Here is a 22,877-nt window from a genome sequence, read left to right on the forward strand (position 1 = left end):
AGGACAATTCATGACAGCCCTTATTCAGGCTTTTATAGTGAGTTAATGAATTGATTGCCCGAGTTTTAATGACCCGGGAATGAATGGCAACGAACGAAAAGGCATAAGTTAATGCCAAAGAGTATTAGCCATCCGGATGGCCGGGCGTAGGATGTTAACAGCCTCTAAATTAAGGATTTCCCATGAGTGATACTGATATTCGCGTGGTGCCCGGCCCCGCCAACTACTTTTCTTTCCCCGGAGCCATAGACCGACTGGCGCAGTTTTATTCGCCGGAACAACTGGACAAGGCACTGTGGATTTACGGTGAGCGCGCCTTAACCGCCGCTCAGGATTTCCTGCCGGAAGCCTTTACCGCCTCACAGGCGAAACACGTGTTGTTCAAGGCGCATTGCAGCGAAACCGAAGTACAGCGTATTGCGGATACCGGCGGCAATGACCGTCAGGTGGTGATCGGCATCGGCGGCGGCGCAGTACTGGATACCGCCAAAGTTGTGGCGCGCCGGCTCGGCTTGCCGGTGGTGGCGATCCCGACGATTGCAGCGACCTGTGCGGCATGGACGCCGTTGTCAGTGTGGTATAACGATGAAGGTCAGGCGCTGCGTTACGAAATTTTCAATGATGCCAACCATCTGGTGCTGGTCGAGCCGCGTATCATTTTGCGGGCGCCGAAAGAATATCTGCTGGCTGGGATAGGCGATACGCTGGCGAAATGGTATGAAGCGGTGGTGCTCAGTCCGCAGCCGGAAAAACTGCCGTTAACCGTACAGCTTGGTCTGAATACCGCGCTGACTATCCGCGACGTGTTGCTTAATGAAAGCGAAGCGGCTTTACAGGCACAAGACGATAGCCAACTGACGCCACCGTTCCTCAATGTGCTCGATGCCATCATTGCGGGTGGCGGATTGGTGGGCGGACTGGGCGACCGCTATACGCGCATCGCAGCAGCGCATTCGGTACATAACGGCCTGACTGCGTTGCCACAAACTGACGCGTTTCTGCACGGCACTAAAGTCGCTTACGGCATCCTGGTACAAAGCGCGCTACTCAACCAACCGGAAGTGGTGCAGCAGTTAACCGCGCTGTACAAGATATTAGATCTGCCGGTCAGTCTGGCGCAATTGCAGGTGGATATTCATGATGAGAAACAGCTTTCCCGTCTGATTGAACGCACCCTCCAGCCCGGAGAATCCATTCATCTGCTGCCGGGAAACCCCAACGCCGAACAACTGCGTCTGGCGTTTGAGTTTGTTGAGAATAAATAAGGCATCGGGGTCTTTAATTCCCTGAACAGAAAAACCCGGCATCAGCCGGGTTTACTTTATATTTTTACGTTTAACGACCTTAATGCCTGCCTTCACAATTGTCTCAATCATAACCATTATCAACAAGGTTGGGATTAATCCTGTGACGGAGAGCAACACGACAAAAATATCATCCTGCAGTCCAGGCCATGGGGGGGCTCCGTAATCTGGTTTCATCAGTTGATCAAAATAATCCGCGATGGCTATCGATTTGATGTATTCATAATCAATCAGCCAGCCGGGGAAGGGCGACAGCAGGTAGTAATCTATAAAAATAAAAAGCGCCAGCCGCACCGCTATCTTACAGAATAAGGCATGGCGCATTCATATCCCCCGTAACTTCGATTTCTCCATATGCCTTAAGATGTATGATTGGGATGTCTCTAGTGTGCGAATTCAACAACGCGCTTCTGAGCGTGTCAAAATCCGCATGATACATGAATGTTAAACACCCATCTGATACGCCGGTACCATCCGGACGCAATGGATGCAAACGGAAACTTTTGCGCAAGGTCTCGCCGATATAAGTTGAATCATCAATCAAACCATCTTGGCGATACAGAGCAAACCAAGATGAGTAATCATTACCTGTGCGAATATGCTTTTCGTACTCCTTTAATCTCGACCTCACTCCCCCTCTGGGGCGGTCAACAATCCAGTATTTACCCGTCGGAATTGGCCCATTTTCATTACCTCCACAACCTATTCTGTTTGTATGCGGGAATAAGCCTGAAAATACAGGGAAGATCCCCACACCAGCACAATAAAGTTTTGCAATTTTTCCGCCCTCATAAAGACGATTAAAATCCACTTTGCATGAAATCATCCCTGTCCCCGTTTATGCGTAAATGCTGGAGTTCCACTGATCGGTAAAACTGATATGTCCGTCTAGGTACAACCATGTAATTTTCTGATACCCAAGGCCAATGGACTCCGTGGGCATACTGGCCTGTCCGTCAGCGTGTTTGAAATTGTGCATATGAGGATTGATGTTAAGTATACGCACGCCTTCCATTGTCATATTCAAAAACTCTTCCTCCATACCAGCCGCATTAATGCGATACCATTTAATCACCGCCTTTTGCAGCTTTTCGCTGGTGGCGACGGCACGGTATAGGTAGGGAGTAGATTTATCGAACTCTTTTACAAGTCCCATGGTTTGATGAATACGGGTAGATGTCAGCCGACCGGTATTGCCATCGAAGGGTACGGAAAGACCATGCGTGAAGCTTTGGATCTCGATCGCGCCTTCACGGCTTAAAACCTCAGAACCGCCATAAAAGTAGTGCGCCATTTGCATCGTATAGCCAGAGATATGCGGGGTTAGCCATAATGAAACTCCTTTTTAAAATGAGGAGTGACGTTATGCCTGCGAAGGGGAGTTAACAATTAGTGACCGTTGCAAAAAAGCAATTTTCAGAAATTTAGTATCAATGAGAAATGTGGCATTACAGACTCCCCGACTTTTACGAAGACCAGGCCGGGGAGGCCAGCAATATTTACGGATGCTGTTTCGCAAACTCTTCTTTGGCTTTTTGCAACTGTTGCTGGAAAGCCGAATTCGTATGCAAGGTAGCGACCACAGCGGAGCCCACGATACGGGCCGCATCGACATCACTTTGCCAGTGGTAGCCACAAATCACACGGCTTTGTCCTAAATCGAAACCACGTTGCAGGATTTGATCCTGGCGCTGCGGGTTAATTTCTGTGAGTACCAGCGCCGTAGCCCAGCCAATAGAAGTGTGCCCGGAAGGATACGAACCGTTTTTAGACAGCTTATCCTGCTCAGTGGTATTACAGGTCGGCACACCATAGAAGGCAAACGGGCGGATGCGCATGTACTTTTCTTTAGCAGAACGTGTCGCAAGGTCACCTGCATCTTCAATCATATTGGTCAGCAGTTTGTGCAATTCCGGTGTGTCTTTAGCGGTGATCGGCGAACCGAATGCGCCCGAGAAAGCGTTCGCGACGCCACCGGCACTCAGGTTGGCATCTTCGGCAGCCAGTTTGCCACGTTCAGTTGAGCGCAGCAGACGTCCCTGTTCATACATGGCCTGATCGTTTAGGAAAGCGATACTGCCCACCGCAGGTGGTGGCGGCAGCAGCGCCAGGCTGTTAATCGCCTGATCATTTTTTAAGTAGTAAAGGTCTGGTTTGGTGGTTGCATCATTGCCGGTCAGGGCAAACGAGCTGACAGAAAAAAAGCTGGCGAGGCAAAAAGTAGTAATAATTTTCATCAAAGTTTCCTTACACGAACCGCTGAATGTTTATTACGAATTCATTTTCGTAACATTTACCCACATCTCTGAGTAAAACAAAAACGGGTTCACAATGCCTGCGCGAGGTCTCAAAACCGAAAACTCATCATTCATATGAATGATTATTCAACGCTTAACTCAGCCGCAAAGTCTTTCTGAGCGGAAAATGTGCTGCAAACAGGGAGGATGATCTTCGAATGAAGAGGCAGAAGGGATAATGTCAGGATAATGTAAACGACAGTTAAACAACCTGCACTTATTGCTACTACCTCGCTTCTCTTTAAAACCGCGTTGTAAAGGTGTTTAAAAACCCGGTGATACCGTGATTATTTCAGGCATCGGAAATAGATCATGGAACACATTCCTCTCAATGAAACCGAATCCCACAGCGAAACGTTTCCCGTTGAACCATCCTTAAAAAAAACCAGCGGACTCAGTTTGTTTATCGATCTTCTGAGCGGGGCGTGCGTACCGGACAACCTGTGGCGCGACCGGATGTTCCGGGTCAAGTACGCCGTGCGCACCTTGCTGCATCCGCTCGATACCCTGAAAGTGCTGAACAAAATGGCGGCGGAAGCAGTCTGGCAGGAAGCCTTTTCTGTGCAGACCAAACTCCCGAGTAAAATTCACAAACCGTACCTGCATCTCGGTTTACATTCTGCCGGGCGTGCTGACGCACTGGTTGACCACTACGAATTCGTCAAAAGCCTGGAAAACACCCGCCTGCGCAAGATCTTTCTGAGTGCGGGTGGCAATACCATCACCCGGTTCACGGGCAAAGACGGCGAAGCTTTCCGTGTGGTACTCGGTTCCATCGGCAAATCTGAGCGCGAAGGCGAAGCCAATATGTTCCTTTATATGGAGGACATCCTGCTTGCGGCCCTGACGTTCAGCATTGTGCAACGCCCGGAAGGGGCGACATTGATTATCGGCGGATTTCAGGGGGCGCATCGTTCTACGGCGCATGAAGTGATTAAACAGGCGACCAAATCCTGTTACGGATTGTTCCCGAAGCGACTGCTTCTGGAAAGCCTGCAACGTGTCGCCGCCGAAACCGGTGTACAGCGTATCCTTGCGGTCAGCGACACCGGCCATGTGTTCCGCAGTCTGCGCTACCGTCACCGCAAGAAAAATGTGTTCGTCGCCAGTTATAACGAATTCTGGGATTCCATCAGCGCCACGCCCGCATCTTCAGCTTTATATCAGGTACCGCTGGAACTGCCGCGCAAGCCCATGGAAGAGATTGCCAGTAAGAAACGTTCTGAGTACCGCAAGCGTTATACCTTGCTCGATGAATTACATGAGAGCACAGCGTCGTTACTGAAAGCCTGACCTCAGACTTCACGGTAAATTACCCGCTGTAGCAAGCTCCGGGGCCAGGGACCGGCCTTTTCCTCCGTATTTCCAGCGTTTATGCATCACCTTCACTGAAAATTTCACCCCTGATGTCACATTACCGCAGAAGTTAAGTGTCAGTTTCATAAAGTAATAGTCAGTTAATTATTTTGTTTAAAACTAATGCACTTCGAAGTATCTCGCCAATTGTGTATTTTTGATGGCGAGGAATGTTACACGTATCGCAAAATCTTATCGCCAACTGCCCCCTGCTGATTTAAATGTGATGTTATTCACATCTATTCATTCATCCCGCCTATATAAAACGTCATCTCTATAAAAACGAAACAACGGTTCATTTTATAAAAACCTCTCTGGGCGGATAACGTATGAACACAGAAAAACCTATTTTATTTAAACATCAGCTGGCGTACGGCGGTGGAAATCTGTTGGGCAGCGGCGCACTGGCCATCGCCGGGATCTGGCTGCTGTATTTCTACACCACGTTTTGCGGCCTGACGCTGTTACAGGCTTCGGCGATCTTCTCCGTCGCCAGCATCATTGACGCCATCAGTAACCCGCTGATGGGCTATCTCTCGGATAACTTTGGCAAAACGCGGCTTGGTAAACGCTTTGGCCGCCGCCGCTTCTTCATTTTACTGGGCGTGCCGCTGATGATGTTCTATCCGCTGCTGTGGGTAGAAGGCTTCGGATTCTGGTATTACCTGTCCACTTACGTCATGTTCGAGCTGATCTACACCTCGGTGATGGTGCCGTATGAAACGCTCGCGACAGAAATGACCACCGATTTCTCTGCCCGCTCAAAACTGACTGGCTATAAAGCTATTTTCGGTAAAGTCGCTAACTTCCTTGCGGCCTTCATCCCTGGTCAGTTCATCCTGATTTACGGTAAGGACTCCGCGCAGCCCTTCTTTTTCACCGCCCTGACGTATGGGGTGATCCTGTTTATCGCCATCGGCATGTTGTATCTCTCCTCCTGGGAACGCCCGACAGAAGAGACCACCCCCGTCGATGAGAAGAAAATGACCCTTGGCAAAACCATGCTGACGCTGGTGCGCGACATGAAGTCAACATTCCACCTGCGCGTGTTCCGCAAGCATCTGGGCATGTATCTGTGTGGTTTCGGGGCAGAATGGCTGTTCGCTTCCGTCTTCACCTACTTCATCATCTTCGTGCTGCAGTATGACCCGGCGATGGTTGCCGGTCTGAGCAGTCTGAACTCACTGCTGCAACTGTTCTCTACGGCAATATTTATTGGTATCTGTGTGAAACACGGGTTCAGCAAGCCTTATATCCTGGCGCTGGGCATCGTGATTTTCTCAGTAACTTGCTACAGCCTGCTTCACTTCCTGCATTTGCCGCAGCAGTACGCGACAGCCGCCATGCTGACAATCACCGTGATCTTCGGTATCGGTACCGGCGGCGTATATTACATTCCGTGGACGGTTTACACCTTCCTGGCGGATATAGATGAAGCCTTTACCGGCCGTCGCCGCGAGGGGATTTACGCCGGTGCCATGACTTTCTCCGGCAAGCTGATGCGCTCAGTGATTGTTTTCGTGATGGGCGCCATTCTGAGCTTCTACGGGTTCCAGTCTAAATCTCACACCCAACCTGAAAGTGCGGTGATGGCAATTGCGCTGGTGTTCTGTATCGGTGTTATTGCGCTGGCGCTGATGGCTATCGTGTTCAGTAATCAGATGAAACTGAACCGCAAAACCCATCTTGTGGTGCTGGGCGAAGTCGCACGTATTAAAGCGGGCGGGCAGATCAGCGAGGTACAACCGGAAGTGCGGGCAGTGATGGAAGAACTGATCGGTTATCCGTATGAACAGTGCTGGGGCAACAGTGTGGTTTGCCGCAAAATTTTCGATACACCCGCCGTTGACCTCACTGAGCCCAAACCGATGGTGAGCACCACGCAACAACCTTAGCTCCTGATTTAAATCTACTTTTTTCTTTCCCGACTGGCCGGGTCACCGGCCAGCGACCCCTTTCGTTTTGAGGATAAGAACGATTATGTGGGCATCAAAATTTGTTGTTACCGCGCTCGCCCTCGGGATAAGCGCACAAAGTCTGGCTGCCGCACTGCCAGACAGCGGTAAACTGGTCTGGCACAGCACGACTTTTGGCCAGTCAACTGACGTCAATTTCGCTACCAACGTTCTGCCGGAGAAAATCGGCATGAATGAAACTTTACTGGCAGACGGTAAACCTGTGCCGGCGACAGGCACTCTGCTCAGTACGCCTTTCACCCTTGAAAGCCGTGGCGGCAAAGTCGGTAACAGCCACGACGGTTTAACCTATTTCTATACCCGATTGCCGGCGGACGTGAATTTTCAGCTTGAAGCGGAAATCACGCTCAATCAGTTCGGACCGGAAAATGGCGCAAAACCGGCCGGACAGGAAGGGGCAGGATTACTGGTACGCGATATTCTGGGTAATCCGCGTGAACCGGTGACTAAACCAGGTATTGAAGAGCTGCCGGCAGCGTCAAATATGGTGATGAACAGCATAATGGCCACTGGCGATAAACCGCCGGTACTGGCACTGATTGCCCGGCAGGGTGTACAGCAACCCTGGGGAAATACCGGCATCGGCATCGTGCGAGAAAGTTATCATCCGCTGAGTACACCTGCCCGTTTCTCGCTGCGACTGACCCGCACGGACAACGGTTTCATTGTCGCTTATGCGCCACAGGGCAGCGATCAGTGGGTCAGCAAATCCGTGCAGCATGCAGACAGCGTGACACAACTGGACAAAGCCGGATATTACGTCGGTTTCTTCGCCTCGCGGAATGCGAAAATTACGGTAGAGCATGCCCGACTCACGCTCAGCGAGGCGCATATACAGCCCTCTGCACCATATGTGACGCCGTCACTGAATGCGCGTATTGAGGTAATGTCATCGCCGCTCATTGCCCGCCGCGACAGTGTGTTCCAGTTACGCACTAACGGCGACGGACGGGTTAAGATTGAACAGAATGACAAACCGTTGTTGCCGCAAAAAGCGGTGCGCGGTGGTGAAGTGGTGACGGTTCCGCTACATGCTGAACAACCGGTAACGATGCTCAAGATCACCTACATACCGGCGGACGGTAAACAAGTGACACAGGAATTCCCGGTGCGTATGGCGCTGGTCAGCAATCCTGACGAGTTGTATGTTTCTCCGGCTGGTACGGCAGATAATGACGGTTCGGCTGAACATCCGCTGGATTTTGACAGTGCGGTAAATCTTTTAGCACCGGGCGGCACGCTCTGGCTGAGTGAGGGTGACTACCCGGCAAGCGTGATCCCGGCCACCGCCAGCGGCACCGACACCCACCGGAAAACGCTGCGTACGCAAGGCGACAACGTGGTGTTTAATGGCCTGAAACTGAATGCCAGCTACTGGAATATTCAGGGGATTACCGTCACGCAAAAAAGTTTTCATGTTGCCGGAAGCTATAACCATCTCGACCGCATTAAGGCGCATCATGCCGATGATACCGGCATCTGGGTGGCATCGCCGGACGGCATCGGGCGGGCTCTGTGGGCCAGCCACAATCTCATCAGCAATTCTGAATCCTGGGGAAATCAGGATCCGGGGCGCAAAAACGCCGACGGATTTGCCGTCAAAATGCGCGTGGGCGAGGGCAACCGTCTGATCAATTGTTATTCCCACGACAACATCGACGACGGTTTCGACCTGTTCAACAAAATCGAAGACGGCCCGAACGGCAGTGTGACGATTGAGAACAGCTTGTCGGTGAACAATGGCAGCAATGGTTTCAAACTGGGTGGCGAAGGGTTACCGGTCGGCCATGTGGTGCGCCACAACGTTGCGGTTGGCAACGGTATGGACGGTTTTACCGACAACTTCAATCCGGGCGCGCTGGTTATCGGACATAACCGCGCTGTCGATAACAAACGCTTCAATTTCCTGTTCCGGCCATCACCGTACACCACGGCTGACAAGCAGGGCACCTTCAGGGACAACATTTCGCTGCGAACCACGGCAGGGAAGTATGACGATGCCGTCACCGGCAATGTGGATGACAGTAATTATTTTTACACTGATCATAAAACGGTGAATATAAAACATCAGGAAATTATACCGGGAGATTATATTTCCCTGCGGCTACCGGATCCGATAACCCGTCTTTCTGACGGTGGATTTAATTACGCTGACTTTTTGAAAAACAAATAAAGCAGCGTCATTAAGAGTGAACCTTTAACTTAAAATAACACTACTCAATATCTCTGGGATTTATAAAAATGAAAAATAGCAGACTGATGATCTGCGGCTTACTGCTGGCCAGTGCCAGCAGCCAGGCCGTCACTATTGACCTTCGTCATGAATGGCTCGATGACAGTAAACAACATAAAGACAGGGCGATGGTTTCGCACCGCTTCGCCAACGGGTTCGGGTTCTCGCTGGAAGCCAAATGGAAATCAGGCGGGGATAATGAAAATAAACCCTTTAATAATCTGGTTGATAACGGCACGGAAAGCACCATCAGCTATCAGTACAAAGTCACGCCGGCCGTGTTTATTCAACCCGGATTTACGCTGGAATCCAGTTCTGACAGCAGTATTTATAAACCCTTCTTAACCGCCGGATATACATTTGACAGCGGCGTTTATTTCAATGCGCGTTACCGCTACGAGTATACCCGTTATACCAAAGAAAACACCGAAGATCGCAAAACAAACCGCGGTGAAATCTGGCTGGGTTATAAAATTGCCGACTGGCGGTTTGAATATAACTATATTTATAAACACAGTGATCAGATCCTGTATGATAATGATAAGTGGGATTATGAGCAGGATTTGAAAGTGGCTTATAATATAAATAAACAATGGACACCTTACGTACAGGTTGGTGATGTTTCCGTGCGTAAAACGACGGATGAACGTCAGACCCGTTTCCGCATTGGTGTGCAATATAATTTCTGATCACCGCCGTTCTGCATATGATTGACTATCACCGGTCCGCAGATGCTGACCGGTGTGACAGCCCGCGCAGCGGGTGACAGACAATAACGGCAGCCGATAACAGGGATGTTGCCGGGCTACCTGGAAGACGGAAATTATTCTATACAAAGAGACTTTTTCTGCGCAGTACCTGCCGTCTTAGAACAACCTGTACTGTTAAATCCCCGGGTCAATATCTGATATTTATATATTAAATCATAGCGATGCACAGAACATCTGCATAAATAAGCATAATTCTTGCGTATTTTCGTGATTACTCTACGCTTATATATAGATTTAATTAACCCGCACTTTAATAATTCTTTTTCAGGTCGTCTAACACCGGTAACTCTTTTACAGAAAATATAATTAACCACCCCGTTTATTAAACTGTAACATAACTACTCAATTGATATTAAAGGGATAGTCAGGTTGTTTTAGAGTCTGATGCCGCGTTAAAAACGCTGAACCCGATAAATCATAATAGTTTCTCAGGTGATAGAGATACAAAACAATAATATCAGGTTTCATTGATTAGAACGGATACTTTATGCTGTGAGGAGTTGAACTGATGAATGCGGAAACGTCAACGCCGGGAAAAAGCCGGAATATTTTAATTACGGGTGGTTCCAGCGGTATTGGTGCTGCAACAGTCCGGGCCTTCGCCAGCAGAGGTGATCAGGTGTGGTTTACTTATCATCGGGGTGAGGATCGGGCGCTTGAACTTATTAACGCCTTGTCTTCCCTTGTTTCTATTCCCCCCCAAGCTTTACCTTACGATCAGGGCAGCTGGGAAAGCCTTTTGCAGCTTGTTGACGCTATTCCCGCAGAAATCGACATCCTTGTAAACAACGCGGCTTTAGGAACCAAAACCGTAGAGCTTGCTGGCATAGAAGAACGGCATCAGCAGGACGCATTATTCACGCAAGTCAACTGTCTGGGGCCACTTTGGCTCACCAGGCAGTTTCTCCCAGGGATGTTGAAACGCGGCTACGGGAAAATCCTCATGCTCTCAAGCGTTGATGGTGGAATAGCAGCCTTTCCGGGGTTTAGGGATACAGACGGCATGACCAAAGCGGCAATCGCCTTCCTGACAAGGCAATGGGCGGCGGAACTTGTTCATGATCCCGTCGAGGTATTTTGTGTTTGTCCCGGGGCTGTTGACACGCCGATGTTCCGTCAAAGCACGCTGGATCCTCTATCGTCTGCATCAGCGGATGAACTTATTGCTCAACTCCCGAAGGGGCGGCTCATACGCCCCGATGAAATCGCCGATATTCTGTGGTGGCTGACGACAGATGCCGCTGTCATCATGCATGGCGCCGTTATTGACGCCTCAATGGGACTCGGTGTGCATCCGGGATGCATTACGATGCGCAACCCGCGTACGACGTTGAAAGAGGGCGTAGCATGATGCACAAGGAGGGATACCACGGCTGGCGGGCAGGTGAGTTCGCTGATGCCGTACTCGCAGTGGCCAAAGTGCTGGACGACTATGTCCAGGACTCCCAGCAGGGTGAAGTAACCGTATTAAAACAAACTCCACCGCAGAAGCTGATTAATGACTTGAACATGCGCACGTCCATTAAAGCTGGCGGAATGACGGACAGCACATTAGCCGCATTCATTAAGGCGTATCTGGATCAGGGAACGCGGCTCCACCATCCCGGTTATATGTCTCACCAATGCGCGGTTCCCGATATCGGTTCCGCCATTGCCGACCTGGTGCATGGCGTAAGCAACAATGCCATGTCTTTATTCGAGATGGGCGCCGCCGGGGTAGCGGCCGAACTGGTGGTCACCGAGTGGATGCTCGGAAAAGTGGGCTGGTCCCCCGAAGACTCCGGCGCGATCCTTGTTCATGGCGGTTCGCTGGCGAACCTCACAGCCCTTCTGGTGGCCCGTCATCATATTTTTCCCGATGTATGGCAGCATGGAATGCCGCAAAATGTGATTATTCTCGCGCCGGCAAACGCCCATGTCTCCGTCTCACGGGCGGCTGCCATTCTTGGCCTTGGCAGTCGCGCAGTACACGCACTGCCTTGTGATCGCTTTGGACGCGTTGCCGGTGCGCAGGTTAGCGAGAGCATCAAGGCGCATCATCGTGCTGGCCGCACAGTGATGGCCGTTGTCGCCAATGCCTGCGCAGCACCAACCGGCTTATTCGACCCCCTGGAAGAAATCGCCAGCGCCTGCCATCACGAAGGTATCTGGCTGCATGTCGACGCGGCTCATGGAGGATCTGCCTTACTCGTTCCCGAGTTACGCCACCACCTGCAGGGTATCGCTCAGGCAGATTCAATCACCTGGGATGCGCATAAAATGCTGCGGACCTCAACACTTGCCGCTGCCGTGCTTGTTCGCGCCCGTGCAGACTTAAGCCAGGCATTCCAGCACAATGCCGATTACCTGTTTTTCGACGAACACCGTCCCGGTCCGGATCTGATGCACTACACCATCGAAGGGTCTAAGGCAGAACTTGGTCTTAAGGTCTTTCTTAATCTGGCGCACAGAGGAGAAGCGGGCCTGGCAGAGTATGTCCATAGCCGCCATCGGGCAGCACGCAGGTTCTGGCAAATGATCCTGGCACGAAAAGAGTTTGAGGGACTTTGTGAGCCGGAAAGCAATCTTGTCTGCTTCCGATATGCCGATACACCAGGTCCGGACAGTGACCGGTTACACATCGCTGTGCGCAACGAGCTGATGCAGCAAGGAATCTTTCATCTGGCATCTTCATTTGTTGATAACCGCCGTTGGTGGCGCGCGACTATCATGGCACCTTCAACAGATGCCCCGACGTTTGCCCGTTTGCTGGATACACTTGTGCATACCTATAGAAAACTTTCCCAGACTGCGTTCTGAAATCACTATCCACGATCCGGCTCTGCACTTTGCGGTGTAAAGATCCCTGACATAATGTATTGAGAAAGATTTGGAGGAATATTTCCGATGACCCGAATTGAAATAGTTTATCGTGGACGTACCCATATAATTCACCATCAGGAGTCGATTAAACTCTCTGCGCAGCTCTGTTTTGCAGATAACGCTGTCAATCTTTATGGCATTGCACCGGCTTATGAAGCTCCCTTAAAATATGAGAATAGTCAGGCCAGAGTAACTTCCGGCGGTGCCTGTAACGCTTCGCTTATTAGTTTCGTTCCACATTGTCACGGCACCCATACTGAATGCATCGGTCATATTTTGCCTGAAATACATAACGTAGCTGATCTCAGCATGCCTCTTTTTATGGCTGCCACTTTGATTCACGTTTCGTTAGAACGGGTATCAAAAATGAAAGACCGCTACAACACCCACGCTGAAGATAATGACTGGATTATTACTGAAGAGGCAATTAACCATGCGCTGACCCCGCTAGGTTCAGATTATCTTCAGGCGCTGGTTATTACAACGGATGATAAATCCTGGCTGCCTGACGGCAATGGTGCTCCCTATTTTAGCCATCAGGCAATGGAGAGGGTACTTCAGCTTGGCGTACAACATTTATTTGTGGATATACCTTCTATTGATAAACTGCACGACGGAGGACTGATGGATAACCACCGCTGTTTCTGGGGAATGGCAGACCCCTGCAACCCTATTACTGAACGCAGGCAGGCTTCTGTGACAGAGTTAATTCAATTACCTGAAGGTATATTTCCGGGGCATTATTTTATTTCTCTACAGTTACCGGATTTAACCGGGGATGCGCTGCCCAGCAAACCTCTGCTCTTTCCCTTTTCCTGATTAGCAATAAAACCATGTCTGTATCAGACTATATTAACCCATGATACTGATAAATATTAACCCTTAATCAATGGGTGAATGCTGAAAGATTGCTTTGACGACTGGCGGGATGACCAAAACAGGTAAACGCGTGGCTCATAAATCCTAAATCATGGTTTGGGCTTAAAACTCGCGGGTAATAAGGTGTGGACGGTGAATGGCATTCAATCCGCAGTCATCAGACGGCAGAAAATCCGGACATAAACCTGCGACTTATCTGCAAGAATCAGACCGTTTGAAGTTATCGCAAGCGGGAAGTATTCATATAATTTATTATGGACTATTCAAGTTATCTTAAATTACATGAGTTATTATCTCTGCAACAACCAAAATCACCTCACAGCGAACAGCGCAATGAGAACCTTTTCATTATTACGCATCAAACCTATGAATTATGGTTTAAGCAATTAATTAATGAAATTCATCATGTCATTAATTTAATCAAAAAAGGAGAAATACCTGAGTCAATCAGCAGCATGATTCGCATAAATACCATCACCCGAACGATGGTAAATCAAATAGCTGTCATCGACACGCTGAAGTTCCATGAGTTTCAGCAATTTCGCGGTTATCTGGGCGGCGCAAGCGGTTTCCAGTCATATCAGTTTGATGCAATTGAAGCGCTTTTAGGAAAGGCAAACAGCAAAAAACTTCAACAATATGAACATGACGATGTGATACAAGAAAGATTAGCGGCAATTCTTCTGCCAGCCTCATTATGGGAAGTTGTACGTACACAACTCCTCGGCTCAGGCGAGTTAAACAAAGAAGAGAAGGATATCTTCCGGGATATTTTAGAGCAGTATTCTTGCGAAGCCCTGTTACTAAACCAGCTGTTAGACCTGGATTCGCTGCTACAAGAATGGCGCTATCGTCATGCGAAACTCGTTGAACGCACTATAGGTCAGTCGCAAGGTACAGGCGGTTCCGCAGGTTTAAACTATTTAAAATCCACGCTCTTCACACCTATATTTGCACAGCTTTGGGCAGCCATTAACTCACCTTAATTACGGCAATGACGGCACTGCTGAGGATATAACGCCGGCAAACTGGCCGCGGGCAGACAGGATAAAAACTAACCGCAACCGTTTAGAAAGCAATCAATATTCAACCTGTTCTCTTTTATCGTTAAAACCTGCCAGCAGGGTGTAGATTAATCTGATTTTTCCTGCGCTTACCTGACGAAGAGTTATATTTATCTACTGGAAAATTACTTCAGAGGTGTTCAGTGCATTGACGCGCTGTGTCGTAACTTGCAAACAGGAGAGCTATTTTGACCACAGAAATTCAGGAAAATCACACCGAAACACCGCTTCTTCCGATATTGGACAGTCGTCAATACGCCTACTTTTTCGACGTCGATGGCACCCTCGCCGAGATATGTGATGAGCCTGATGCCGTCACGATCCCCGCTGATGTTCGTGCCCACCTGCAAACGCTGTTTGCGGCATCTTCAGGTGCGCTGGCACTGGTGTCGGGACGTCCGGTGGAGCAGCTTGATCAGCTGGTCAGTCCTCTGGAACTTCCCGCAGCGGGTGTTCACGGCGCAGAAATGCGCGACGGCAGCGGCAGGATGCACCGCGTCACCTTACCCCGCCACGTGGCAGAAGAGGTGCAACAAACTCTTGAAGCGGGAATGAACGCGCTGCCGGGTACGTTACTCGAAATCAAAGGCATGGCTTTTGCATTGCATTATCGTCAGGCAATGCTGCATCAGCAGCAGGTATTAGCCCTGGCGGAATCCGTCGTAGCAAAATTCCCTGAGCTGGTACTTCAGCCCGGTAAATGCGTTCTTGAGATTAAACCTCGCGGAAAAGATAAGGGCGCTGCGATTTATACGTTCATGCAACAGACACCCTTTTCCGGACGCATTCCGGTATTCGTAGGCGATGATCTGACCGATGAAAAAGGGTTCGAAGTGGTTAACGCCATGCGGGGGATCACGGTGAAAGTTGGCGAAGGTTCAAGTCTCGCGCAGTATCGTGTCAAAACCGTTCACGACGTTTACCGGTGGATTGAGGCGTTACAACGTCACACATTAACATTCAAGAAGGAGTCCGAATTATGAGTCGCCTGGTTGTTGTCTCTAACCGAATTGCCATTCCTGACGGTTCAAAATCCGCTGGCGGGCTGGCCGTGGGCATTCTGGATGCGCTGAAAAATACTTCAGGTCTCTGGTTTGGCTGGAATGGTGAGATAAGTGAAATATCGGGCGAAGAAGAGGATGACCTGCATCTGATGGAAGATAACGGCATTACTTACGCTTCGGTTCCGCTTAATCAAAACGATTACGATCTGTATTACTGTCAGTTTTCAAATGCCGTACTTTGGCCGGCGCTTCACTATCGTATCGATCTGGTGGATTTCCAGCGTGAGGCGTGGGACGGTTACTGCCGGGTCAATAATATGCTGGCGAAAAGATTGCAGCCGCTCATCAAAGCGGATGATATCTTGTGGATCCATGATTATCATTTACTGCCGTTCGCTGCCGCGCTGCGTAAACTCGGCGTAAAAAACCGTATTGGTTTCTTCCTGCACATTCCGTTCCCGACCCCGGAAATCTTTAATGCCGTGCCAACACACGATGAATTGCTCGAAATGATGTGCGAGTATGATTTGCTGGGCTTCCAGACCGAAGGTGACCGTATGGCGTTTCTGGATAATCTCAAATCGCTGGCTGATATTGAAGATTGCGATACACATCAGCACCGGGCGTTTGGCAAAACCTTTGCTACCGGCGTATATCCGATCAGCATTGCACCGGAAAGCATAAAGGAAATGGCCGAGGGCCCGCTGCCACCCAAAATGGCGGCGATGGAACGCGAACTACGCGAATCGAAAAATATTATTTCCTGTGAGCGTCTCGATTACACCAAAGGGTTGCCGGAGCGCTTTCTCGCCTTTGAGGCATTGCTGGAAAAATTCCCGCAGCATCGCGGTAAAGTGCGCTATTCGCAAATTGCCCCGACCTCGCGCGGTGACGTGCAAGCCTATCAGGAACTGCGTCATCAGCTGGAAACCGAAGTGGGGCGCATCAACGGTAAATATGGTGGTATCAACCAGACGCCGCTGTTTTACCTCAACCAGCATTTCCAGCGCAGCCTGCTCATGAAATTGTTCCGCCTGACGGATGTCGGGCTGGTGACGCCGCTGCGAGATGGCATGAATCTGGTGGCAAAAGAGTATGTCGCCGCGCAGGATCCAAAAGACCCGGGCGTTCTTGTTTTGTCACAATTTGCCGGTGCAGCAAATGAACTTACATCGGCACTGATCGTCAACCCTTATGACCGGGATGATGTGGCAGCGGCGCTGGATAAAGCACTGACCATGCCGCTGGAAGAACGGCTTGAACGCTATAACGACATGATGGCGGTGTTGCGTAAGAATGACATTGCGAACTGGGGCGAAAGCTATTTACGCGATTTATACGCCATCACACCGCATAGTGAAAAACACAGCGCCGTCGTGTGAATTTTATAAGCAAGAGGCTTGCAGCATATGCAAAATGCAAATTACCAGACGAACCAAAACGCAATGTTTGACAGCGAAAATGCTGAGAGCGAAGAGACTCGTCTGACCGAGCTCGAGCCGATTGAACTGATCCTTGACCGGATGATGGATGCAGAACCGGAACCAGAGATGATCGAAGGCTTGCCGCCTTCCGATGCCTTAACGCCTGCTGACCGTTATCTGGAATTGTTTACCAGCGTGCAATCTTCAGGGCTTTTCGAGGACAGCAAAACCTTCCCGGACTGCCCGCCGAAGATGGATCCGCTGGACATTTTGCTGCGTTATCGCCGGGTAAAGAATCATCCCGGCTTTAACCTGAAACGCTTTGTTGACGCACATTTCTGGCTGCCGGAACACCGCGATGATGAATACGTCTCCGATCCCGGCGATTCGCTGAAAGAACACATCGATAAACTTTGGCCGGTGCTGACGCGCCAGCCGGAAGATCATGTGCCATGGTCTTCACTGATGCCTTTGCCTCAGGCCTATGTGGTTCCCGGCGGACGTTTCAGTGAGACCTATTACTGGGATTCTTACTTTTCGATGTTAGGTCTGGCGGAAAGTGGCCGTAATGATCTCCTGCGCACCATGGCGGACAATTTCGCCTGGATTATTGAGATATACGGCCATATTCCTAACGGTAACCGCACGTATTATCTGAGCCGTTCACAGCCACCGGTGTTCGCGCTGATGGTTGAACTGTTCGAGGAAGACGGTGTACGTGGCGCACGGCGGTATCTCGATCATCTGAAAATGGAATATGAATTCTGGATGGATGGTGCGGACTCTCTCGCGCCGAATCAGGCGTACCGCCATGCAGTTTGCCTGCCGGACGGTACACTGCTTAACCGTTACTGGGATGACAGGGACACCCCGCGCGATGAATCGTGGCGTGAAGACGTCGAAACCGCTAAACATTCAGGCCGGCCAGCCAACGAAGTTTACCGCGATTTGCGTGCGGGGGCGGAATCTGGCTGGGATTATTCATCGCGCTGGTTGCGTGACGGCCACCGTCTCGCCAGTATCCGTACCACGCAATTTATCCCGGTAGATCTGAATGCGTTTATGCATAAACTCGAAAGCGCTATCGCCAATATTTCCGGTTTGAAGGGAGATAAAGTCACCGAAATTTTATTCCGCCGTAAAGCAGAAAACCGGCGTGACGCCATAAACCGTTATCTGTGGGATGACAACGAAGGTTGTTTTCGCGATTACGACTGGCACCGTCAGCAAATGGCGTTGTTCTCCGCTGCCAGCGTCGTGCCGTTGTATGTGGGGCTTGCCAGTCATTACCAGGCTGAACGGCTTTCAGAGGCTGTACGTAAACGTTTATTCACGCCCGGCGGCATCATGGCGACGGAATATGAAACCGGTGAACAATGGGATAAACCCAACGGCTGGGCTCCTCTGCAATGGATGGCAATTCAGGGTTTCAAGCAATACGGCAATGATGCGCTGGGTGATGAAATTGCCCGTAACTGGCTGAAAACGGTGAATCAGTATTACCAGCAACATCATAAACTGATCGAGAAATACCACATCTCAGGGGGCATCCCTCGTGAAGGTGGCGGCGGGGAATATCCGCTGCAGGATGGCTTCGGCTGGACCAATGGTGTCGTGCGGCGGCTCATTGGTCTGTATGGTGAGAATTACGACTGATCCGGTTTTCTTATCACCACTCTGACCCTGTTCCATCAGCCAACGTTCAAACGCCTGGTGTAGCGCGGCCTTCAGCACGCCTGCCGGTATCAGGGCATGCTGAAGGCAGGGATGTTTATTGGCAAAAAATTTGTTATTAACATGTCAGAGACAGACTTCAGCTGCCTGGTCGACATCCTGTTATTTCAGACAGGGATCTCATTATTCTGGAACTCAGCGAAAGGACATTAACGGATGAGTACACACCCGATCCGCCAGATTATCGAAGCTTGTGACAAAGCCATATCAGACAGAGATTTCGACTCGCTGATGGCGCATTACGCCGTGGATGCGGCACTGGTGATTAAACCGGGCATGATTGCCCGCGGCAAAAACGATATCCGCAAAGCCTTTATCGCCATCTCGGATTATTTCCAGGATCAACTGGTGGTGGAACAGGGTGAGATGCAGGTGATTGAGGGGGCGCAGGATGCGCTGGTGATCATGGAAACGGTGCTGCACTTCCCCGACGGACAGGGCGGCACAGTGACCACTACCCGTCGTGCCACTTATGTTTTCCGCCATGAACCGGACGGGCGCTGGGTATGTACCATCGATAATTCTTACGGCACCTCGCTGCTGGATCATAAATAAGGCTCCGCAAGGAGCCTTATTTGCATCATCAACCCAGTGTTATCAGCTTCACGTCAGTTTTAACACCTGGCATCAGTTGTTCCAGTCCGTTAATCAGCATATCACCTGCGTCATGGAGTGCCTGCAAAGGCATGGCGGGCAGGCTTTCGAGGATGAACCACATGTTGTGTGCCTCGCTGTCGAGCCGGGTTCTGATACCCTGACGCCAGTTCCAGCGCCGGCAGGTCACCCCCGTATCATCACGCCAGATAACTTCTCCGGCATCGGGGAATTCAATCACCGGTTCGCCGGCTTTCATGGTGTCAAAAGGCTCGCTGCCATCGGCAAATGTCAGCCTCGGATGGCCGGAATAAGCAGAAATATTTTCGCCACCGACCGGAATGGCATACTGAATGCTCACCGCATTGTAGAGATCGACCACCGGATCGATGGCCGGCATCGTGCCGTCTTTCAGCACGCGTTTTCTGAGGGCATCGGCTGAGCAGGCAGTACGTTTAGGTTTCGCCCCAAAGGCTTTGAAAACCCCGGTCCAGGCGTTCAGATGTTCATCCGCCCAGGGAAAATCATTCTCAACGATAAAACGGCAGGCCCTTTGTAAAGCGGCTTCCGCAATGGCAGGGTTAGTTATCGGCGCGGCCTGCGCCGACACGCTTAATACCCGAAAACCGGGGGCGATTCGCGCAAGTGACGGATCGACTGACGGAGTAACGACGATCATGGAACGGTCCTGTTGTAAAAATCAGACATTTACTATGCCATCCGTCGGCCTGAAACGAAATTAGCGTTTTGGGATCCCCGGTAATTCCTCTGAGAAACGCGCCGTCATGGCATCTCGTTCATAGCCCCGCTTATCCCTCAAAAATTCACGCCTGGCTAAACCGCCCCCTGCACATAGGCTGTAAACATGTCCGCCAGCGCATCAGCATAAATTTTGATTTCAGCGGCAGTACGCGGGGTGGCAGAAAAGTCCCGGCCAAAAGCACTGAGTGTGGTGGAAAGCAGATCGCCCGCCAGCTGGCGCTTTTCTCCGGCGACATCCGGCATTACCTCATGCATAAAACGATGAAACACTTCCTCTCCCGCCTCCCGAGCTTCCTGCGCCTCCGGGGCGTCACGATAAAACGGTGCGGCGTCACTGAGCGCGCCACGCATCTGCGCTTCCTCACATTCGGAACGGATAAATTCATGCACCAGAATACGTAAGCGCACGGCAGGGGTCTTTTCTGCGTCCTGAAGAATGCTGCGCAGCATATCACGGGTTCGCCGCCACTCGTCGCTTTGCAGACGAAACAAAATCGCCGCTTTATTGGGAAAGTACTGATACAGCGAACCGATGCTGATTCCGGCTCTTTCAGCGACGCGACCGGTAGTAAAACGGGCGGCGCCTTCCTTCGCTAAAACCTGAGCAGCGGCTTCAAGAATGGTCGCCACCAGCCCGGCTGAGCGGGATTGTTTTGGCTCTTTACGTGAGGAAACCTGCGGGATGCGGCGGTGGGTCATGACGGGCTGAGTCCTCAAAAAAGAATGCGAATAGTGGAGGCAACGAAAACATCGCATAATTTTAAACGCGATGAATCACTCGCATTCTAGTCAGTTATGACACGTTGCTCAATGTTAAACAGGATAATCCCATGACCACAGAAAACACTCTGACCTGCGCACCGATGGCGCCATTACTCGACCGTCTTTTCAATGAAGCCAGCGCTGCAGCCCGTTTCGATTTCACGCAGATACCGGAAGAAGAAACTACGCGCATGATGCACAGCAAAACAGAGTATCTGAATTTATATAGTCTGCTGAAACACATGTGGCTGCCGGTATCACGCGAGACAGGCAAACTGCTGTATATGCTGGCGCGAAGTACTAAGGCAACATCGGTGGTGGAATTTGGCATGTCGTTCGGGCTGTCCACGTTGTATCTGGCGGCGGCGTTGCGCGATAACGGCGGCGGTAAGGTCATCACCAGCGAGTTTGAGCCGACAAAAGTGGCAAAGGCACGGGAACATTTTGTGCAGGCTGGCGTGAGCGATTTAGTCGAAATTCGTGTCGGTGACGCGCTGAACACACTGGCCGTTGATCTGCCAGAGACCATCGATTTACTGATTCTCGATGGCGCAAAAGTACTTTATGACGATATTCTGCATTTGCTGGAAAGCCGTTTTCATCCGGGCACGATGATCATCGCCGACAATGCGAGCTACAACCAGAACTATCTTACCCATGTGCGTTCGGCGGAGAACGGTTATCTTTCTGTACCATTCAGTGATGATGTCGAGCTTTCAGTCAGGCTGCGCTGATCAGACACCCGGGCAGAGCGATCCAGGCTCCGCACTATAAAAAACAGGCCGGATGATGTATCCTTCACTGATCATTGGTATACTGGATATAATTACAGTATAAGGAGCGAATTATGGCTGTTGAAACAAAATTTGTTGTTGTCAGAAAAGGTGAAGAGAAAATGACTTTTGCCAATAAGAAAGAAGCAGATGCATACGACAAAATGCTGGACATGGCAGATGCTTTTACTGAATGGCTGTCACAAAGCAATCTCGACCTGGATGAAACACTCGCGGAAAATATTGCGCTTCACCTTGCTGAACACAAAGATACCGTCCAGCATATTTTGCGCACCAGCAAACTGCCCGAAGAGGGGACAGCGCAGCAGCCCGTCGCACCAGCCGATACCACCGCTGAAGACCGGGCTGTCGCTGAACCTGCCGCGACCAAAAAAGTACGCGCGGTCAAAGCAGCCTGATAGAGAACGTCCACATAATGCGGGAACACATCCCGCATTCTTTTATCCTGTCCCCATCTTTATCCTGCCTGATATCGCTGAAGCAAGGTGTCCTGACATTGCTGTTGTGTCCTGATTTTTTCGCGATCGGTTTTGCTGAGCGATGTCCATGTTTCAATCACCTTATCCGCTTCATCCTCATTAAACTCTGGCTTATTGATCGACGACGGAGACTGAGATTGCGTCGAAATATCTTTGATCTGCTCACGGAAATAATCCGCAGTACCATCAGGTTTATTAAGCGCGGAGCTACAGAGGATATTGATATAGGTCGCGGGAGTATGTTGCGAAGTCGTGTCTTCGGCGACAGCAGAACCCGCGATCAACAGGGTGAGTAACAATGCGATTCGTCTCATAGCGTCTCCTTATGTTGAACACCTTAAGGGTAGAAGACTCCACAACCCGGAAGGGCTGCATGCAGGACAGAATAGTCTGAAATGCATAAGAAACCTCAGAGACATGCATTTCCAACCACTGATCCGTTCACGGATAAAACCTGATTAACATTTTGTTACTTATTAAAACTCATCCACATCGCGACATGGTTAACGTTAATAATTACTATTTACATTCTCATTTAGACTGTTCATGTAAAACAATAATAGAAACAGTCTTACACCTATAA

At 50.3% G+C, this 22,877-nt stretch carries 21 protein-coding genes and 1 pseudogene; 15 read left to right on the forward strand and 7 right to left on the reverse strand.

The window, feature by feature from the left end; all coding sequences use genetic code 11:
• Window positions 1–182 precede the first annotated feature (182 nt).
• Window positions 183–1,265, forward strand: coding sequence for an oxidoreductase (locus tag ETV65_RS14730; RefSeq protein ID WP_129953565.1), 1,083 nt, complete (start codon window positions 183–185; stop codon window positions 1,263–1,265).
• A gap of 51 nt (window positions 1,266–1,316) precedes the next feature.
• Here the strand turns inward: ETV65_RS14730 and ETV65_RS14735 are convergent, their stop codons facing one another.
• The 4 genes and pseudogenes from ETV65_RS14735 to phoC all read right to left on the reverse strand — a co-directional run bounded on the left by ETV65_RS14735 (window position 1,317) and on the right by phoC (window position 3,541).
• Window positions 1,317–1,628, reverse strand: a complete 312-nt coding sequence (locus ETV65_RS14735) for a hypothetical protein (protein ID WP_129953566.1) — start codon at window positions 1,626–1,628, stop codon at window positions 1,317–1,319.
• Window positions 1,606–2,130 carry a DUF2778 domain-containing protein gene (locus ETV65_RS14740; protein WP_129953567.1) on the reverse strand — a complete coding sequence of 175 codons (525 nt, stop codon included), beginning with the start codon at window positions 2,128–2,130 and terminating at the stop codon, window positions 1,606–1,608. The genes ETV65_RS14735 and ETV65_RS14740 overlap by 23 nt, the downstream gene beginning before the upstream one ends.
• A 12-nt stretch (window positions 2,131–2,142) precedes the next feature.
• Window positions 2,143–2,635 (reverse strand): annotated as a pseudogene (tssD, locus tag ETV65_RS14745) (type VI secretion system tube protein TssD).
• Window positions 2,636–2,803: 168 nt separating this feature from the next.
• Window positions 2,804–3,541, reverse strand: a complete 738-nt coding sequence (phoC, locus tag ETV65_RS14750; protein ID WP_129953568.1) for an acid phosphatase PhoC — start codon at window positions 3,539–3,541, stop codon at window positions 2,804–2,806.
• A 372-nt stretch (window positions 3,542–3,913) separates the two neighbouring features.
• Between phoC and ETV65_RS14755 the strand changes: the two genes are divergently transcribed.
• The 12 genes from ETV65_RS14755 to ETV65_RS14815 all read left to right on the forward strand — a co-directional run bounded on the left by ETV65_RS14755 (window position 3,914) and on the right by ETV65_RS14815 (window position 19,458).
• Window positions 3,914–4,894 carry a VirK/YbjX family protein gene (locus tag ETV65_RS14755; RefSeq protein WP_129953569.1) on the forward strand — a complete coding sequence of 327 codons (981 nt, stop codon included), beginning with the start codon at window positions 3,914–3,916 and terminating at the stop codon, window positions 4,892–4,894.
• A gap of 392 nt (window positions 4,895–5,286) precedes the next feature.
• Complete coding sequence (locus ETV65_RS14760; protein ID WP_129953570.1) at window positions 5,287–6,852, forward strand: MFS transporter; 1,566 nt, start codon at window positions 5,287–5,289, stop codon at window positions 6,850–6,852.
• Between the two features lie 85 nt (window positions 6,853–6,937).
• The gene (locus tag ETV65_RS14765) at window positions 6,938–9,106 is read left to right on the forward strand and encodes a right-handed parallel beta-helix repeat-containing protein (protein ID WP_129953571.1); all 2,169 of its coding nucleotides are present in this window, start codon (window positions 6,938–6,940) and stop codon (window positions 9,104–9,106) included.
• Between the two features lie 68 nt (window positions 9,107–9,174).
• A complete protein-coding gene (locus tag ETV65_RS14770; protein ID WP_129953572.1) occupies window positions 9,175–9,855 on the forward strand; it encodes an oligogalacturonate-specific porin KdgM family protein in 681 nt (226 codons plus the stop codon).
• A gap of 589 nt (window positions 9,856–10,444) precedes the next feature.
• On the forward strand, window positions 10,445–11,287 hold the full coding sequence (locus ETV65_RS14775; RefSeq protein WP_129953573.1) for an SDR family oxidoreductase: 843 nt from the start codon (window positions 10,445–10,447) through the stop codon (window positions 11,285–11,287).
• 158 nt (window positions 11,288–11,445) lie between these two features.
• A complete protein-coding gene (locus ETV65_RS14780) occupies window positions 11,446–12,735 on the forward strand; it encodes a pyridoxal-dependent decarboxylase (RefSeq protein WP_205951592.1) in 1,290 nt (429 codons plus the stop codon).
• A gap of 87 nt (window positions 12,736–12,822) precedes the next feature.
• The gene (locus ETV65_RS14785; RefSeq protein ID WP_129953574.1) at window positions 12,823–13,617 is read left to right on the forward strand and encodes a cyclase family protein; all 795 of its coding nucleotides are present in this window, start codon (window positions 12,823–12,825) and stop codon (window positions 13,615–13,617) included.
• A 314-nt stretch (window positions 13,618–13,931) separates the two neighbouring features.
• Window positions 13,932–14,663, forward strand: coding sequence for a tryptophan 2,3-dioxygenase family protein (locus ETV65_RS14790; RefSeq protein ID WP_129953575.1), 732 nt, complete (start codon window positions 13,932–13,934; stop codon window positions 14,661–14,663).
• Window positions 14,664–14,941: 278 nt separating this feature from the next.
• Window positions 14,942–15,724, forward strand: a complete 783-nt coding sequence (gene otsB / locus ETV65_RS14795; protein ID WP_129953745.1) for a trehalose-phosphatase — start codon at window positions 14,942–14,944, stop codon at window positions 15,722–15,724.
• Complete coding sequence (otsA, locus tag ETV65_RS14800) at window positions 15,721–17,127, forward strand: alpha,alpha-trehalose-phosphate synthase (RefSeq protein ID WP_129953576.1); 1,407 nt, start codon at window positions 15,721–15,723, stop codon at window positions 17,125–17,127. The genes otsB and otsA overlap by 4 nt, the downstream gene beginning before the upstream one ends.
• A gap of 63 nt (window positions 17,128–17,190) precedes the next feature.
• Window positions 17,191–18,825, forward strand: coding sequence for an alpha,alpha-trehalase TreF (gene treF / locus ETV65_RS14805; RefSeq protein WP_129953746.1), 1,635 nt, complete (start codon window positions 17,191–17,193; stop codon window positions 18,823–18,825).
• 234 nt (window positions 18,826–19,059) lie between these two features.
• The gene (locus tag ETV65_RS14815) at window positions 19,060–19,458 is read left to right on the forward strand and encodes a nuclear transport factor 2 family protein (RefSeq protein ID WP_129953577.1); all 399 of its coding nucleotides are present in this window, start codon (window positions 19,060–19,062) and stop codon (window positions 19,456–19,458) included.
• Window positions 19,459–19,486: 28 nt separating this feature from the next.
• Here ETV65_RS14815 and ETV65_RS14820 read toward each other — a convergent pair whose 3' ends face one another.
• Window positions 19,487–20,176, reverse strand: a complete 690-nt coding sequence (locus ETV65_RS14820) for a B3/4 domain-containing protein (RefSeq protein WP_129953578.1) — start codon at window positions 20,174–20,176, stop codon at window positions 19,487–19,489.
• Between the two features lie 155 nt (window positions 20,177–20,331).
• On the reverse strand, window positions 20,332–20,958 hold the full coding sequence (locus ETV65_RS14825) for a TetR family transcriptional regulator (RefSeq protein WP_129953579.1): 627 nt from the start codon (window positions 20,956–20,958) through the stop codon (window positions 20,332–20,334).
• 131 nt (window positions 20,959–21,089) lie between these two features.
• Between ETV65_RS14825 and ETV65_RS14830 the strand changes: the two genes are divergently transcribed.
• Both ETV65_RS14830 and ETV65_RS14835 read left to right on the forward strand, forming a co-directional pair.
• Window positions 21,090–21,755, forward strand: coding sequence for a class I SAM-dependent methyltransferase (locus ETV65_RS14830; RefSeq protein WP_129953580.1), 666 nt, complete (start codon window positions 21,090–21,092; stop codon window positions 21,753–21,755).
• 113 nt (window positions 21,756–21,868) lie between these two features.
• On the forward strand, window positions 21,869–22,213 hold the full coding sequence (locus ETV65_RS14835) for a YebG family protein (RefSeq protein WP_129953581.1): 345 nt from the start codon (window positions 21,869–21,871) through the stop codon (window positions 22,211–22,213).
• A gap of 59 nt (window positions 22,214–22,272) precedes the next feature.
• Here ETV65_RS14835 and ETV65_RS14840 read toward each other — a convergent pair whose 3' ends face one another.
• A complete protein-coding gene (locus ETV65_RS14840; protein WP_129953582.1) occupies window positions 22,273–22,608 on the reverse strand; it encodes a hypothetical protein in 336 nt (111 codons plus the stop codon).
• Window positions 22,609–22,877: the final 269 nt, after the last annotated feature.

This window comes from Rahnella sp. RFA10(1/100) (assembly GCF_004195115.1).
GTDB lineage: Bacteria > Pseudomonadota > Gammaproteobacteria > Enterobacterales > Enterobacteriaceae > Rahnella > Rahnella perminowiae.